This is a genomic window from Pseudomonas sp. FW215-R2 (genome assembly GCF_058789255.1).
Window position 1 is genome coordinate 78,706 of the sequence record NZ_JBYTBO010000017.1, and the last position, 13,989, is coordinate 92,694.

Below are 13,989 nucleotides of genomic sequence, written 5' to 3' on the forward strand. Positions count from 1 at the left end.
TTTCGGAAAAGCGGGCAAAGGTACGCATCCCGCACGGCCGAATCAAGCATTTGTGGACTAACGTACTGTATGTCCTATAGGACATCACCCTCGGATAGATTAATCTAGGCCGGTTTTTTTGCCCGCCGCCGGAGCCTTTCCCCATGTCCATCCAAGAGATCCGCCATCCGCTGATCCGTCACAAACTTGGCCTTATGCGCCGTGCAGACATCAGCACCAAGAATTTCCGCGAGCTCGCTCAGGAAGTCGGTGCCCTGTTGACCTATGAAGCTACCAAAGACCTGCCGCTGGAAACCTACGATATCGAAGGTTGGTGCGGCACTGTGTCGGTCGAGAAAATCGCCGGCAAGAAGATTACCGTCGTGCCGATCCTGCGTGCCGGCATCGGCATGCTCGAAGGCGTGCTGAGCCTGATCCCGGGCGCCAAGGTCAGCGCCGTCGGCGTTGCCCGTAACGAAGAAACCCTGCAGGCCCACACCTATCTGGAAAAACTGGTTCCGGAAATCGACGAACGCCTGGCCATGATCATCGACCCGATGCTCGCCACCGGCAGCTCCATGGTTGCGACCATCGACCTGCTGAAAAAGGCCGGTTGCAAGGACATCCGCGCGATGGTGCTGGTTGCCGCGCCGGAAGGCATTGCCGCTGTCGAAAAAGCTCACCCGGACGTGATCATCTACACCGCGTCCATCGATCAGAAACTCAACGAGCACGGTTACATCATTCCTGGGCTTGGCGATGCCGGTGACAAGATCTTCGGCACCAAGCAGAAGGACGCGTAACCATGCAGCAAGAGTTCAACGATCCGCTCTGGCGCACGGTGCTGTCCGGCGCACAGATGCTGTTCGTGGCTTTCGGCGCCCTGGTGCTGATGCCGCTGATCACGGGCCTTGACCCGAACGTGGCACTGTTTACCGCGGGTTTAGGGACAATTCTGTTCCAGATCGTCACCGGGCGTCAGGTGCCGGTGTTCCTGGCGTCGAGCTTTGCCTTCATCACCCCGATCATTCTCGCCAAGGGCCAGTTCGGCCTCGCCGCGACCATGGGCGGCGTGATGGCGGCCGGTTTCGTCTACACCTTCCTTGGCCTGGCCGTGAAGATCAAAGGCACCGGGTTCATCGACCGTCTGCTGCCGCCGGTGGTGATCGGTCCGGTGATCATCTCCATTGGACTGGCCATGGCGCCGATTGCCGCGAACATGGCGATGGGCAAGGCCGGTGATGGTTCGGAGCTGATCCATTACCAGACCGCGATGATGATCTCGATGCCGGCATTGCTGACCACGTTGATCGTGGCGGTGTTCGGCAAAGGCATTTTCCGTCTGGTGCCGATCATCTCCGGCGTGCTGGTGGGTTTCGCCATGTCCTTCTATTTCGGTGTCGTCGACACCGCGAAGATTGCGGCAGCCCCTTGGTTTGCGATCCCTCACTTCACCGCGCCCGAGTTCAACTGGCAGGCGATCCTGTTCATCGTCCCGGTGGCGCTGGCCCCGGCCATCGAGCACATCGGCGGCGTGATTGCAGTCGGCAGCGTGACCGGTCGCGACTACCTGAAGAAGCCGGGCCTGCATCGCACCCTGCTGGGTGACGGTATCGCCACCACGGCAGCCGGCCTGTTCGGCGGTCCGCCCAACACCACCTACGCCGAAGTGACTGGCGCGGTGATGCTGACCAAGAACTACAACCCGAAAATCATGACCTGGGCGGCGATCTTCGCCATCAGCCTGGCGTTCATCGGCAAGTTCGGTGCCCTGCTGCAAAGCATTCCGGTGCCGGTGATGGGCGGGATTCTGTGCCTGTTGTTCGGTTCGATCGCGGCGGTGGGGATGAACACCCTGATCCGTCACAAGATCGATCTGGGCGAGGCGCGCAATCTGGTGATCGTTTCCGTCACGCTGGTGTTCGGGATTGGCGGTGTGCTGGTCGGCACCGGCACCGGTCCGGATGACTTCGGCCTCAAAGGCATCGCGCTGTGCGCGGTGGTGGCGATTGCGCTGAACCTGATCCTGCCGGGCAACGACAGCTGGAAACACAAGAAGGCGGATGAGCCACTGCTCTAAGCCTTAGCTTCAAGATCGTTGATCGTTCCCACGCTCCGCGTGGGAATGCAGCCTGTGACGCTCTGCGTCACTGGACGCGGAGCGTCCCTAGAGGCATTCCCACGCAGAGCGTGGGAACGATCATCAAAGAGCCAGTGGCGCCCGCTCACAAAGCGTCGCCAATGCCTTTGCCCATTGCGGGTCATCGTTCAGACACGGCACCAGCACCAACTCCTTCCCTCCCGCCTCGCGGAACTGTTCCTTGCCGCGATCGCCGATCTCTTCCAGGGTTTCGATGCAATCGGCAACAAACGCCGGGCACATCACCAGAATCTTCTTCACGCCGCTCTTGGCCAACTCATCCAGCCGCGCTTCGGTGTAGGGTTCGATCCATTTCGCCCGGCCCAGCCGCGACTGAAACGACACCGACCATTTACCGTCCGGGATGCCCATGCGTTTGGCAAACTCGGCCGCCGTGCGCAGGCACTGACCGCGATAACAGGTGGCAACCACCTCCGGCGGTGCACCGGCGCAGCAATCGCCGCCGCCCTCGAAACTGTGCCCCGGATTGAGCTTTTTCAGGTGCCGCTCCGGCAAACCATGGAAGCTCAGCAGCAGGTGATCGTAATCCTGCTGCAAGTGCGGTTTGGCGCTCGCCACCAGCGCGTCGAGGTATTCCGGCTGATCGTAGAACGGCTGCAATACCGACAGTTGCACATCGAGTTTCTTCTCGTGCACAACCCGCTTGGCTTCTTCGATCACGGTGGTCGTGGTGCTGTCGGCGAACTGTGGATAAAGCGGCGCGAGGGTGATGCGCTTGTGCCCCGCCGCGACCAGCTTCAACAGGCTTGTCTCAATGGACGGTTCGCCGTAACGCATGGCCAGTTCCACCGGACCGTGGGTCCACTGCGCCTTCATCTGCTGTTGCAGGCGACGGCTGAGCACCACCAGCGGCGAGCCTTCATCCCACCAGATCGAGGCGTAGGCATGGGCCGACTGCTCGGGGCGCTTGATCAGGATCAGCGACACCAACAGACGCCGCACCGGCCACGGCAGGTCGATCACGTACGGGTCCATCAGAAATTGATTGAGGTAGCTGCGCACGTCGGCCACCGAAGTGGAGGCCGGCGAACCCAGGTTGACCAGAAGCAAGGCGTGATCGGTCATGCAACGTCCTATTTCAGAGGCGGCTGGAGAGATCGTCCAGGGCCGCGCGTAAATCCGTGAACCGGAAACTGAATCCGGCTTCCAGCAAGCGTGCCGGCGTGGCCCGTTGGCCACCCAGCAACAGCAATGACATCTCGCCGAGCCCGACCTTCAAGGCGAGGGCCGGCATCGGCATGAACGCCGGGCGATGCAGCACGCTGCCCAGCGTCCTGGCGAATTCGCGATTGCGCACAGGTTTCGGTGCGCACGCATTATAAGGACCGCTGGCCTGATTGCGGTGCAGAAGAAAATCAATCAGGGCGATTTGATCGTCGATATGAATCCACGACATCCACTGCCGACCATTGCCCAAAGGCCCGCCCAGTCCGAGTTTGAACGGCAGCAACAGGCGCGACAAAAAACCGCCCTCGGCCGACAGCACCAGCCCGGTCCGCACCAGCACCACACGAATGTCCATCGCTTCGGCACGCTGCGCGGTTTCTTCCCAGGCAATGCACAACTGACTGGCGAAATCGTCGATCACCGGTGGCGAATCTTCGGTCAACTCGCGCTCGCCGCCGTCACCGTACCAACCCACCGCCGAGCCCGAGATCAGCAGTGACGGTTTCTGCCCGCGATTTTCCAGCCACGTCAGCAACGTTTCGGTGAGCGTGATGCGACTGCTCCACAACACGGCTTTACGCCGATGGGTCCACGGCCGGTCGGCAATCGGCGCGCCGGCGAGGTTGACGATCACGTCGACCGGCTCGTCGCCAAAGTCCTCCAGACGCGCAATGCCACGCACTCGCGCTCCACAGATTTTTGCGACTTTTTCCGCGCGACGACTCAGCACGGTCAAGCGATGTCCCTGCCCCAACCAGTGCCGGCAGAGCTGACGTCCGATCAATCCAGTACCGCCGGTCAGCAATATGTGCATGACATCTTCCTCGCGTGGCGTTTTACCCCGATCCCTAGTCTATTTTTATAAGCAGGGATCTTTTCTATCGGGCAGGCTCTATTGTTTAACAATAGGCCAAGCTGTCAGAACGAAAACGCTGGAAGTTATACCAAAAAACAAAATTGTACAGGTTTCATCCACGGCGTAGTCTGTACAGAAAGGTAAACGAGGCCCCTATGACTGTACCTATCGCAATCATTGGCACCGGCATCGCCGGACTCTCCGCCGCCCAGGCCCTGACAGAGGCCGGGCACAGCGTTCAGTTGTTCGATAAAAGCCGTGGCAGCGGCGGGCGCATGTCGAGCAAGCGCAGTGACGCCGGCTCGCTGGACATGGGCGCGCAGTATTTCACCGCCCGCGACCGACGCTTCGTCACCGAGGTCCAGCGCTGGCAAAGCCAGGGCTGGGTCGCCGAGTGGACGCCGCAGCTCTACACCTATCATGGCGGGCAACTGAACCTGTCGCCGGACGAGCAGACCCGCTGGGTCGGCACACCGCGCATGAGCGCCATCACCCGTGGCTTGCTCGACGGCCTGGAAGTGCACTTCGCCTGCCGGATCACCGAAGTCTATCGCGGCGAAGAACACTGGCACCTGCAAGATGCCGAAGGTTTCACCCACGGGCCGTTCAGCCATGTGGTGATCGCCACCCCGGCCCCACAGGCCACCGCGTTGCTGGCCGCTGCGCCGAAACTCGCCGGGGCCGCTGCAGGCGTGAAGATGGACCCGACCTGGGCCGTTGCCCTCGCCTTCGACACACCGTTGGATACACCCATCGAAGGCTGCTTCGTACAAGACAGCGCCCTGGACTGGCTGGCCCGCAACCGCAGCAAACCGGGGCGCGACAACACGCTCGACACTTGGGTCCTGCACGCCACCAGTGCCTGGAGCCGGCAGCATATCGATCTGCCCAAGGAAGCCGTGATCGAGCAATTGCACGGTGCCTTCGCCGAGTTGCTGCACAGCGCCATGCCCGCGCCCACCTTCAGCCTCGCCCACCGCTGGCTCTACGCCCGTCCATCCACCAGCCATGAATGGGGCACGCTGGCCGATGCCGATCTGGGGCTGTATGCATGCGGCGACTGGTGCCTGTCGGGCCGGGTCGAAGGCGCGTGGCTCAGCGGTCAGGAAGCTGCACGTCGCCTTCACGAACACCTGCAGTGAACCGCTTCAATCCGCGCAAACTGCTGCTGTCGAAATGGACAGCAGCCCTCCCGCAAAACCGTGAAAAGCATTTTCTGATAACCAGACTATTCTGCGACGAGGATGGCACGGTGCTGGAGATTGAATTACAGGCTGTGTTGACCCGACACAGCACGCAGTTGGACTGGCACACATTGCAGGACGATGCGCACTGGAAAATGGGCTGGCTCTAGTTTTCGCCAAAATCCTGTACAAATAAATTGACTTGTACACCCTTGAATCTATGCTGAAGGAATGTTGTACAGAATAATTATTTTGTACAAATTCAGATTCGAGGTGCCTCCATGTCCGAATTGTCCCCACCCAAGATCGCCATCAGCGCCTGCCTGATGGGGGCCGAAGTGCGCTACAACGGCGGCCACAAGGAATCGCGGCTGTGCACCCGCACCCTCACTGAGTATTTCCAGTTCGTCCCGGTCTGCCCGGAAGTCGCGATTGGCCTGGGCACTCCCCGCGAACCGATTCGTCTGGTGGGCGACCCGGACCGCCCCCAGGCCCTCGGCACTGTTCATCGCGAGACCGACGTCACCGATGCGCTGTCCGCTTATGGCCAGAAAATGGCCACCGAACTCGATGACATCTGCGGCTACATCTTCATGCAGCAATCGCCGTCCTGCGGGCTGGAGCGGGTCAAGGTCTATCACCACAACGGCGCGCCGATCGGCAGCGGGCGCGGGATCTACGCCCAGGCTTTCTGTGCCCGGCACCCAGATCTACCGGTGGAGGAAGCCGGACGATTGAACGATCCGGTCCTGCGGGAAAACTTCATCACCCGAGTGTTCGCCTACAGCGACTGGCAACAGGTGCTCGAACACGGCCTGAGCCGCCGCGCCCTGACCGACTTCCACTCACGTTACAAATACTTGCTGATGGCCCACAACCCGGTGCAATACAAGGCACTGGGCAATCTGCTGGGCAACATAAGCGGAATCGATCCCGTGGCCCTCGGCCCGCGCTACTTCAGCCAATTGATGGCGGCACTGAGCACCTGCGCCACGCGCCGCACCCACAGCAACGTGTTGCAGCACATCAGTGGCTACCTGAAACGGGCCATCAGCGCCGAAGACAAACAGGAAATGCAGCACGTCATCGGCCAGTACCGCCACGGCATCGTGCCGCTGGTGGTGCCGCTGACGCTGCTCAAGCATCACTTTCGCCAACACCCCGATCCGTACATCGCGCAACAGGTTTACCTGCAACCGCACCCGGAAAACCTCAGCCTGCGAAACGCCATTTGATGAACGACTCACCCGACAGCAGCGCCCGCGAAGACCTCGGCGCCGACTTCAAGAAAGCCCTCGACGACGGCTGGCTGCCGATCCGCGAGGTCGCGCGCCAGACCGGCGTCAACGCGATTACCCTGCGCGCCTGGGAACGCCGTTACGGATTGATCGTGCCCCAGCGCACGCCTAAAGGTCATCGTTTGTATTCGGCCGAACACGTGCAGCGCATCCAGACCATCCTCACCTGGCTCAACCGGGGCGTCGCGGTCAGTCAGGTCAAACCGCTGCTCGACACACCGCAAGCCTTCAACGAGCCACTGGAAAACGAATGGCAGCCGTTGCATCAAGCCGCACTGCTGGCGGTCACTCAATTGAACGAACGCAGCCTCGACGACAGCGTCAACCAGGCCATGGCGCTGTACCCACCGCGAACCCTGTGCGAGCAATTGCTGATGCCGTTGCTGGCGGAACTCGAACAGCGCTGGCAGGGCCAGTTCGGTGCGCAGATGGAGCGGGTGTTCTTTCACGCCTGGCTGCGTAGCAAATTCGGCGCACGCATCTACCATAACAACCGTCAGTTGCGCGGTGCGCCACTGCTGCTGGTCAATCAGTCGGACTTACTGCTGGAGCCGCACCTGTGGCTCTGCGCCTGGTTGATCAGCAGTGCCGATTGCCCGGTGCAGGTGTTTGACTGGCCGCTGCCGGCCGGGGAACTGGCGTTGGCAGTCGATCATCTGCAGGCCCGTGGCGTACTGCTGTATTCCAGCAAAGCCATGAACCTTGCGCAGTTGCCGAAACTGTTGAATGGCGTCAGCTGCCTGAAAATGATTGCCGGACCAACGGTGTGCATCCACCACGCCGAGTTGTCCGTAAGAACCTCCGAGATCGCTGATCTGTACCTGGCCGAGGACCCTCTGGCGGCGCATCAGGTGCTGATAGAGCGTGAGTTGATTTGATGAAGACTGTCGAGAACACCATGCAATTGATCTGGCTGCGCAGCGACCTGCGCCAACATGACAACACCGCCCTGACGGCCGCCGCCGAACGTGGCCCGACCGTGGCCGTGTACCTGTTGAGCCCCGAGCAATGGCAGGAACATGACGACGCCCCGTGCAAGATCGATTTCTGGCTGCGCAACCTGCGGGAGCTGAGCAAAAGCCTCGCAGCACTGAACATCCCGTTGTTGATCCGCAGCGCCCCGCGCTGGGATCAGGCGCCAGCGGTGCTGCTTGAGCTGTGCCGGCAATGGAAGGTCGAGGCCGTTCACGTCAACGAGGAATATGGCATTCACGAAAGCCGCCGCGATGCAGCGGTTGAGCAGGCGTTGCAAGCCGAAGGCATCGCGTTTCACAGCTACCTCGATCAATTACTGTTCAAGCCGGGCAGCGTGCTGACCAAGACCGGCACCTACTTTCAGGTGTTCAGCCAGTTCCGCAAAGTCTGCTACGAACGTTTGCATCGCTCGATGCCGGCGCTGATAAAGGCGCCGTCGGCACAGGTCCCGCTGAATATCGACAGCGACCCGGTGCCCGAATCCATCGAGGGTTTCCCGACACCCGGCCAGGCCCTGCGCAACCTGTGGCCCGCCGGCGAAACCGAGGCCCAACGACGCCTCGCCACCTTCGCCGACGTGCAGATCGACTATTACAAGAGCGAACGCGACTTCCCGGCCAAGCCTGGCACCAGCCAGCTCTCGGCCTATCTCGCGGCGGGTGTGATCTCGCCGCGCCAGTGCCTGCATGCCGCGCTGCAAACCAATCAGGGCGAATTCGAAAGCGGCAAGGTCGGCGCCGTCACCTGGATCAACGAGCTGCTGTGGCGCGAGTTCTACAAACACATTCTGGTGGGTTACCCACGGGTGTCCCGCCATCGCGCGTTCCGCCCGGAAACCGAAGCCCTGGCCTGGCGCGATGCGCCGCAGGAACTGGCGGCCTGGCAGGAGGCACGCACCGGCCTGCCGATCATCGACGCGGCCATGCGCCAATTGCTCGAAACCGGCTGGATGCACAATCGCCTGCGGATGGTGGTGGCGATGTTCCTGACCAAAAACCTGCTGATCGACTGGCGCGAAGGCGAGCGCTTTTTCATGCGCCACCTGATCGACGGCGATCTGGCCGCGAACAACGGCGGCTGGCAGTGGAGCGCGTCGACCGGCACCGATGCGGCGCCGTACTTCCGGATTTTCAACCCGGTCAGCCAGTCGGAAAAATTCGACAGCGAAGGCCTGTTCATCAAACACTGGCTGCCTGAACTGGCCGGACTGAACAAGAAGGAAGTGCACAACCCGGCGAGCGCTGGCGGGCTGTTCGGCGTGGCGGACTATCCACCGCCGATCGTCAACCTGAGCACCTCGCGGGAGCGGGCGCTGAGCGCGTTCAAGAACCTGCCGTCACGTCAGGCGGCCGGAGGCGGGTATGAGTGAATTCCTGCGCCGCTTCGCCCGCCAGTTTGCGCAGTTGAACAAAGACAACCTGTACAGCCTGGACGCGCTCTACAGCGAGGACATTCATTTCACCGATCCCTTGCACGAGGTGCAGGGGCTGACGCAATTGCGCAGCTACTTCAGCGAGCTCTACGCCAATGTCAGCGAGCTGCGGTTCGACTTCCACGGTTTCGACCAGATCGGCGACTGCGAAGGTTACCTGCGCTGGGTCATGAGTTACCGCCACCCGCGTCTGGCGGGCGGGCGATTGATTCGTGTCACGGGCTGCTCGCACCTGCTCTGGCGCGACAAGGTTTATCGCCACCGGGATTACTTCGATGCAGGGGCGCTGCTTTATGAACATCTACCTGTATTGGGCCGGGTGATTGCCTGGCTGAAAAGGAGACTGGGATGAGTCGTTCAACGCCACGCCGTTATTGGCTGACCGGCGCCAGCAGTGGCATCGGCGCAGCACTGGCGGAAGAAATTCTGAAAACCGGTGCACACCTGGCGGTCAGTTCCCGTCAGGTCACACCACTCAAAGCGCTGTCGCAACGCTATCCGGGCCAAGTGCTGGTGCTGCCGGGGGATTTGACCAACAGCCAGACCGTGCGGGAAATCGGTGAACAGATCGCGATGGACTGGGGGGCGTTGGACAGCGTGATTCTCAACGCCGGCACCTGCGAGTACGTCGATGCCCAGCAGTTCGACGCCTCGATCATCGAACACGTGGTGCGCACCAACCTGCTGGCCAGCAGCTACTGCATCGAAGCCGCCCTGCCCTTGCTGCGCAAAGGGACCGCACCGCATCTGGTGGGCATGGCGAGTTCCGTCACTTACGTGCCATTGCCTCGGGCCGAAGCTTACGGCGCATCGAAGGCCGGGTTGCGGTATCTGTTCGAGTCGTTGCGCATCGATCTGGCGGACGAAGGCATTGAAGTCACGGTCATCAGCCCGGGCTTTGTCGAAACACCATTGACCGCCAAAAACGATTTCCCGATGCCATTGAGCTGGCCTGCGGAAAAAGCGGCGAGTCACATCTTCGGCAGACTCAAGGAGCGGCCTCTGGAGATAGCCTTTCCGGCGCTGTTCATGGCTGCGCTCTGGCCATTGTCGAAAATGCCGGCGCGGGTACAACTGGCGATTGGCAAACGCATGGTGCGGCGCAGCCCGCCGCTCAGGGATCTGACGTGAACATCGCCATTGTCGGCAGCGGGATCGCAGGCCTGACCTGCGCCTACCTGCTCAATCGCCGGCATGACGTGACGGTGTTCGAGGCCGGCGACCGGGTCGGCGGCCATACGCACACAGTAAAAGTGACGGTGGATGGGCGTGATTACGCAGTGGACACCGGGTTCATCGTGTTCAACGACTGGACGTACCCGAACTTCATTCGCTTGCTCGGCCAGTTGGGCGTAACCGCCAAGGCCACCGAGATGAGCTTTTCGGTGACCGACCCCGACACCGGCCTGGAATACAACGGCAACAACCTCGACAGCCTGTTCGCCCAACGCAGCAATCTGTTGTCGCCGGGGTTCTGGGGCATGCTGCGCGACATCCTGCGCTTCAATAAGGAAGCCCGGCGCGACCTCGCCGAACAGCGGATAACCACTGACACCACGCTGGATGATTACCTCAAGGCCGGCGGTTACGGCGAGCGCTTCATCCTGCATTACATCGTGCCGATGGGCGCGGCGATCTGGTCGATGCCCATGGCCCAGATGCTGAATTTTCCGTTGCAGTTCTTCGTGCGGTTCTTCGAGAACCACGGTTTGTTGTCGGTCAGCAATCGTCCGCAATGGCGAGTGATCGAGGGCGGCTCGAGTGCTTACATCGCGCCGCTGACCGAGTCTTTCAAAGAACGGATCCGCGTGAACTGTCCGGTAAACCGGATCGATCGCAACGAACACGGCGTGGTTATCCACAGCCCCGCCGACATCGAACACTTCGACAAAGTCGTGCTGGCCTGCCACAGCGATCAGGCATTGCGTCTGCTGGCCAATCCCGGCAGTGCCGAGCGGGAGATTCTCGGTGCCCTGCCCTACGCCGACAACGAAGTGGTGCTGCACACCGACACCCGCCTGTTGCCGACGCGCAAACGGGCCTGGGCCAGCTGGAACTATCGCCTCGGCGGGGCCGGCCATACCCAGGCGGCCGTCACTTACGACATGAATATCCTGCAAGGCATCCAGAGCGACACCACGTTCTGCGTCAGCCTCAACCAGAGCGCCGGCATCAGCCCGTCCACAGTGCTTGCCCGTTTCACCTATGCCCATCCGCAATTCAGCCTCGCAGCGGTGGCGGCACAACAGCGCTGGGCCGAACTCGACGGAGCACAGCACACACATTATTGCGGCGCCTATTGGGCCAACGGTTTTCATGAGGACGGTGTGGTCAGCGCCTTGCGCGTCGCCGCCGCGTTCGGAGAAAGCCTGTGAACAGCGCGCTTTACAGTGGCTGGATCGCCCATCGGCGATTCGCCCCGCGCCGGCATGAGTTCCGCTACCGGATCGGCCTGATCTATCTCGACCTGACTGAACAGGACGCCGTGCTGAACCTGTCGTTCTTGGCGGGCGCGAACCGGTTTGCCCCGTTCTCATTTCGCGAGACCGACTACCTCAAGACCTTCACCGGTCGTGGTGTGCGGCTGATCGATGCCGTGCGCCTGCTGGTCGGTGAGGCCCTTGGTCACGAGCCGCAGGGCTCGATCTGCCTGCTGACCCAGCCTCGCAGTTGGGGCTTGGCATTCAACCCGGTGAGTTTCTTTTATTGCCACGAGGCCGACGGGCAACTGGCGGCGATTCTCTGCGAAGTCAGCAACACACCGTGGCGCGAGCGCTATCACTATGTGCTCCCGGCTCAAGCGCCGACCAACGTACGCGACTTCCACCAGCATTTCGCCGTGGCCAAGGCGTTTCACGTTTCGCCTTTCCTGCCGCCGGATCTGGAATACCGCATGAGCTTCAGCCCCGCCGCGCAAACCCTGGGCGTGCACATGGCCGACTGGCAAGGCGAGCAAAAACTGTTCGACGCCACGCTCAACCTGAAACGCGAACCTCTTGATCGACGCAACCTGCACCGGCATCTGTGGCGCTTTCCCTGGATGACCGCCAAGACCGCCCTCGCGATCTATTGGCAGGCCCTGCGATTGCTGCTCAAGCGCACCCCGCTGTTTCCCCATCGGACGGCCGACGACAGCTTTCGAACCGCTACTGCGTCTCCCGAGGAGCACCGCCATGAAATCCTCTAGTGTTTCGGCCAGAGCCGCCATCCCGTTCAGTACGCACGGCATCACCGGTTCGCTGCTGCGCCGCGGTGTTCTGCGTCAGCTCGCACAGCTCAAACATGGGCAACTGGTGGTGATCGAGGACGGCGAACGCCAGGTCTTCGGCACGCCGGGCAGTGCGTTGCTGGGCGAGATTCATGTCCTTGATGCGGCGGCGTGGGGCATGGTCGCGGGCAACGGTTCGATCGGTGCGGGTGAAGCCTTCATTCATGGTTACTGGAGTTCGCCGGACCTGACGGCGGTAGTGCGGGTCTTCGTCAGCAACCTTGAGGTGCTCGATGGCATGGAGGGCGGACTGGCGAAAATCGGCCGGCCGCTGGTGCGCGGGCTGCACTGGCTTAACCGCAACACACGCAAGGGCTCGCAGAAAAACATCGCCGCGCACTACGACCTCGGCAACGATCTGTTCGAGCAATTTCTCGATCCGACCATGATGTACTCGGCGGCGCAGTTCCTGAACCCCGACGACAGCCTGGAACAGGCGCAGCTGAACAAACTGGAGCGGATCTGCCAGAAGCTCGCGCTCGAACCCGGCGACCACCTGCTGGAAATCGGCACCGGCTGGGGCAGCATGGCGCTGTACGCCGCGCAGCACTATGGCTGCAAAGTCACCACGACCACGCTGTCCAAAGAGCAATACGCGTTCACGGCCCGGCGCATCGAAAGCCTCGGCTTGCAGGATCGAGTGACGCTGCTGCTCAAGGACTACCGCGACCTCACCGGCCAGTACGACAAACTGGTATCGATCGAGATGATCGAGGCAGTCGGCCATCGCTTCCTGCCGACCTACTTCAAGCAATGCGCGCACCTGCTCAAGAGCAACGGCCTGATGCTGCTGCAAGCAATCACCATTCGGGACCAGCGTTACGAGCAGGCGAAACGCGGCGTGGATTTCATCCAGCGTTACATCTTCCCCGGCGGCGCCTTGCCCTGCGTGCAGAAGATGCTCGAAATCGTCAGCCGCGACACCGACATGAACCTGCTGCACATGGAAGATTTCGGCCTGCACTACGCCCGGACCCTGCGCCTGTGGCATGAGAACTTTCGCCATGCCCACGGCCGTCTGAGCGAATTGGGCTACGACGATTATTTCCTGCGGCTGTGGGAGTTTTATCTGTGCTACTGCGAGGGCGGCTTCCTCGAACGCACCATCGGCACCGCGCAATTGCTGTTGGCCAAACCGGCGGCCATGCCGGCACCGTTGCTCGGGCGCTTCGATGCTTGAGCGGATTGCCAACGCCGTTCTGTTCCAGGTCGGCTGGCTGGCCTGCGTGCTCGGCGGCAACAGCCTGTGGTTGCTGGTGGCGCTGGCGGTGCTGGTGATTCATCTGCGCTGGATCAGCAGTTGGGCGGCGGAGGGTCGACTGATTCTCAGCGTGGTGATTCTGGGTACGGCCGTGGACAGTGGTTTGCGCGGCCTAGGGGTGTTCGAGTTCAAGGATCTGTCGCCGCTGATTCCGCTGTGGCTGATGTTGTTGTGGGCACTGCTCGCCACGACGTTACGCCATTGCCTGCAATGGAGCGCCCGGCCATGGTGGCTGGCGGCTCTGCTCGGAGCCGTCGGTGGCGCGTTGTCGTATTGCGCCGGTGGACGACTGGCCGGGGTGCAATTTCCTTACGGCGAGTTACCGACCTTGATCGGCATCGGTCTGCTGTGGGCGCTGCTGTTTCCGTTATTGCACCAACTGTCCGGGCGTCTGGAAGACTGATCGTC

At 61.5% G+C, this 13,989-nt stretch carries 15 protein-coding genes; 13 read left to right on the forward strand and 2 right to left on the reverse strand.

Annotated features, from left to right (window positions below; genetic code table 11):
- Positions 1-143 precede the first annotated feature (143 nt).
- A complete protein-coding gene (upp, locus tag AC3WRD_RS22060) occupies positions 144-782 on the forward strand; it encodes a uracil phosphoribosyltransferase (protein ID WP_007951682.1) in 639 nt (212 codons plus the stop codon).
- 2 nt (positions 783-784) lie between these two features.
- A complete protein-coding gene (locus AC3WRD_RS22065) occupies positions 785-2,059 on the forward strand; it encodes a uracil-xanthine permease family protein (protein WP_096822768.1) in 1,275 nt (424 codons plus the stop codon).
- Positions 2,060-2,182: 123 nt separating this feature from the next.
- On the opposite strand, the gene hemH is transcribed toward AC3WRD_RS22065, so the two are convergent.
- Complete coding sequence (hemH, locus tag AC3WRD_RS22070) at positions 2,183-3,205, reverse strand: ferrochelatase (RefSeq protein WP_102621230.1); 1,023 nt, start codon at positions 3,203-3,205, stop codon at positions 2,183-2,185.
- A 13-nt stretch (positions 3,206-3,218) separates the two neighbouring features.
- Positions 3,219-4,121: a TIGR01777 family oxidoreductase gene (locus tag AC3WRD_RS22075; RefSeq protein ID WP_102621229.1), complete on the reverse strand. Its 903-nt coding sequence runs from the start codon at positions 4,119-4,121 to the stop codon at positions 3,219-3,221.
- A 197-nt stretch (positions 4,122-4,318) separates the two neighbouring features.
- On the opposite strand from AC3WRD_RS22075, the gene AC3WRD_RS22080 reads away from it, so the two are divergent.
- From AC3WRD_RS22080 to AC3WRD_RS22130, 11 genes are all read left to right on the forward strand, one after another.
- A complete protein-coding gene (locus tag AC3WRD_RS22080) occupies positions 4,319-5,305 on the forward strand; it encodes an NAD(P)/FAD-dependent oxidoreductase (protein ID WP_096822763.1) in 987 nt (328 codons plus the stop codon).
- Positions 5,302-5,517, forward strand: a complete 216-nt coding sequence (locus AC3WRD_RS22085) for a TIGR02450 family Trp-rich protein (RefSeq protein ID WP_102621228.1) — start codon at positions 5,302-5,304, stop codon at positions 5,515-5,517. Before AC3WRD_RS22080 ends, AC3WRD_RS22085 begins: the two co-directional genes overlap by 4 nt.
- 111 nt (positions 5,518-5,628) lie before the next feature.
- Positions 5,629-6,582 carry a YbgA family protein gene (locus AC3WRD_RS22090; RefSeq protein WP_102621227.1) on the forward strand — a complete coding sequence of 318 codons (954 nt, stop codon included), beginning with the start codon at positions 5,629-5,631 and terminating at the stop codon, positions 6,580-6,582.
- Complete coding sequence (locus AC3WRD_RS22095; RefSeq protein WP_102621226.1) at positions 6,582-7,523, forward strand: MerR family transcriptional regulator; 942 nt, start codon at positions 6,582-6,584, stop codon at positions 7,521-7,523. The genes AC3WRD_RS22090 and AC3WRD_RS22095 overlap by 1 nt, the downstream gene beginning before the upstream one ends.
- Before the next feature lie 20 nt (positions 7,524-7,543).
- Positions 7,544-8,989 (forward strand): deoxyribodipyrimidine photo-lyase, encoded by a 1,446-nt coding sequence (gene phrB, locus AC3WRD_RS22100; RefSeq protein ID WP_102621254.1) that lies wholly within the window; start codon positions 7,544-7,546, stop codon positions 8,987-8,989.
- The gene (locus AC3WRD_RS22105) at positions 8,982-9,404 is read left to right on the forward strand and encodes a nuclear transport factor 2 family protein (RefSeq protein ID WP_102621225.1); all 423 of its coding nucleotides are present in this window, start codon (positions 8,982-8,984) and stop codon (positions 9,402-9,404) included. The genes phrB and AC3WRD_RS22105 overlap by 8 nt, the downstream gene beginning before the upstream one ends.
- The gene (locus tag AC3WRD_RS22110; RefSeq protein WP_096822753.1) at positions 9,401-10,183 is read left to right on the forward strand and encodes an SDR family NAD(P)-dependent oxidoreductase; all 783 of its coding nucleotides are present in this window, start codon (positions 9,401-9,403) and stop codon (positions 10,181-10,183) included. The genes AC3WRD_RS22105 and AC3WRD_RS22110 overlap by 4 nt, the downstream gene beginning before the upstream one ends.
- The gene (locus tag AC3WRD_RS22115; RefSeq protein WP_102621224.1) at positions 10,180-11,427 is read left to right on the forward strand and encodes an NAD(P)/FAD-dependent oxidoreductase; all 1,248 of its coding nucleotides are present in this window, start codon (positions 10,180-10,182) and stop codon (positions 11,425-11,427) included. Before AC3WRD_RS22110 ends, AC3WRD_RS22115 begins: the two co-directional genes overlap by 4 nt.
- Entirely contained in the window at positions 11,424-12,239 is an 816-nt protein-coding gene (locus AC3WRD_RS22120; RefSeq protein ID WP_102621223.1) for a DUF1365 domain-containing protein, read from the forward strand. The genes AC3WRD_RS22115 and AC3WRD_RS22120 overlap by 4 nt, the downstream gene beginning before the upstream one ends.
- Positions 12,226-13,500 (forward strand): SAM-dependent methyltransferase, encoded by a 1,275-nt coding sequence (locus tag AC3WRD_RS22125; protein ID WP_102621222.1) that lies wholly within the window; start codon positions 12,226-12,228, stop codon positions 13,498-13,500. The genes AC3WRD_RS22120 and AC3WRD_RS22125 overlap by 14 nt, the downstream gene beginning before the upstream one ends.
- Positions 13,493-13,984, forward strand: coding sequence for a DUF2878 domain-containing protein (locus AC3WRD_RS22130; protein WP_102621221.1), 492 nt, complete (start codon positions 13,493-13,495; stop codon positions 13,982-13,984). The genes AC3WRD_RS22125 and AC3WRD_RS22130 overlap by 8 nt, the downstream gene beginning before the upstream one ends.
- Positions 13,985-13,989: the final 5 nt, after the last annotated feature.

Excerpts from the sequence above, each read along its gene's own strand:
- upp (WP_007951682.1), top strand. The coding sequence starts at position 144 with ATGTCCATCCAAGAGATCCGCCATCCGCTGATCCGTCACAAACTTGGC.
- AC3WRD_RS22065 (WP_096822768.1), top strand. The coding sequence starts at position 785 with ATGCAGCAAGAGTTCAACGATCCGCTCTGGCGCACGGTGCTGTCCGGC.
- hemH (WP_102621230.1), bottom strand. The coding sequence starts at position 3,205 with ATGACCGATCACGCCTTGCTTCTGGTCAACCTGGGTTCGCCGGCCTCC.
- AC3WRD_RS22075 (WP_102621229.1), bottom strand. The coding sequence starts at position 4,121 with ATGCACATATTGCTGACCGGCGGTACTGGATTGATCGGACGTCAGCTC.
- AC3WRD_RS22080 (WP_096822763.1), top strand. The coding sequence starts at position 4,319 with ATGACTGTACCTATCGCAATCATTGGCACCGGCATCGCCGGACTCTCC.
- AC3WRD_RS22090 (WP_102621227.1), top strand. The coding sequence starts at position 5,629 with ATGTCCGAATTGTCCCCACCCAAGATCGCCATCAGCGCCTGCCTGATG.
- AC3WRD_RS22095 (WP_102621226.1), top strand. The coding sequence starts at position 6,582 with ATGAACGACTCACCCGACAGCAGCGCCCGCGAAGACCTCGGCGCCGAC.
- phrB (WP_102621254.1), top strand. The coding sequence starts at position 7,544 with ATGCAATTGATCTGGCTGCGCAGCGACCTGCGCCAACATGACAACACC.
- AC3WRD_RS22105 (WP_102621225.1), top strand. The coding sequence starts at position 8,982 with ATGAGTGAATTCCTGCGCCGCTTCGCCCGCCAGTTTGCGCAGTTGAAC.
- AC3WRD_RS22110 (WP_096822753.1), top strand. The coding sequence starts at position 9,401 with ATGAGTCGTTCAACGCCACGCCGTTATTGGCTGACCGGCGCCAGCAGT.
- AC3WRD_RS22125 (WP_102621222.1), top strand. The coding sequence starts at position 12,226 with ATGAAATCCTCTAGTGTTTCGGCCAGAGCCGCCATCCCGTTCAGTACG.
- AC3WRD_RS22130 (WP_102621221.1), top strand. The coding sequence starts at position 13,493 with ATGCTTGAGCGGATTGCCAACGCCGTTCTGTTCCAGGTCGGCTGGCTG.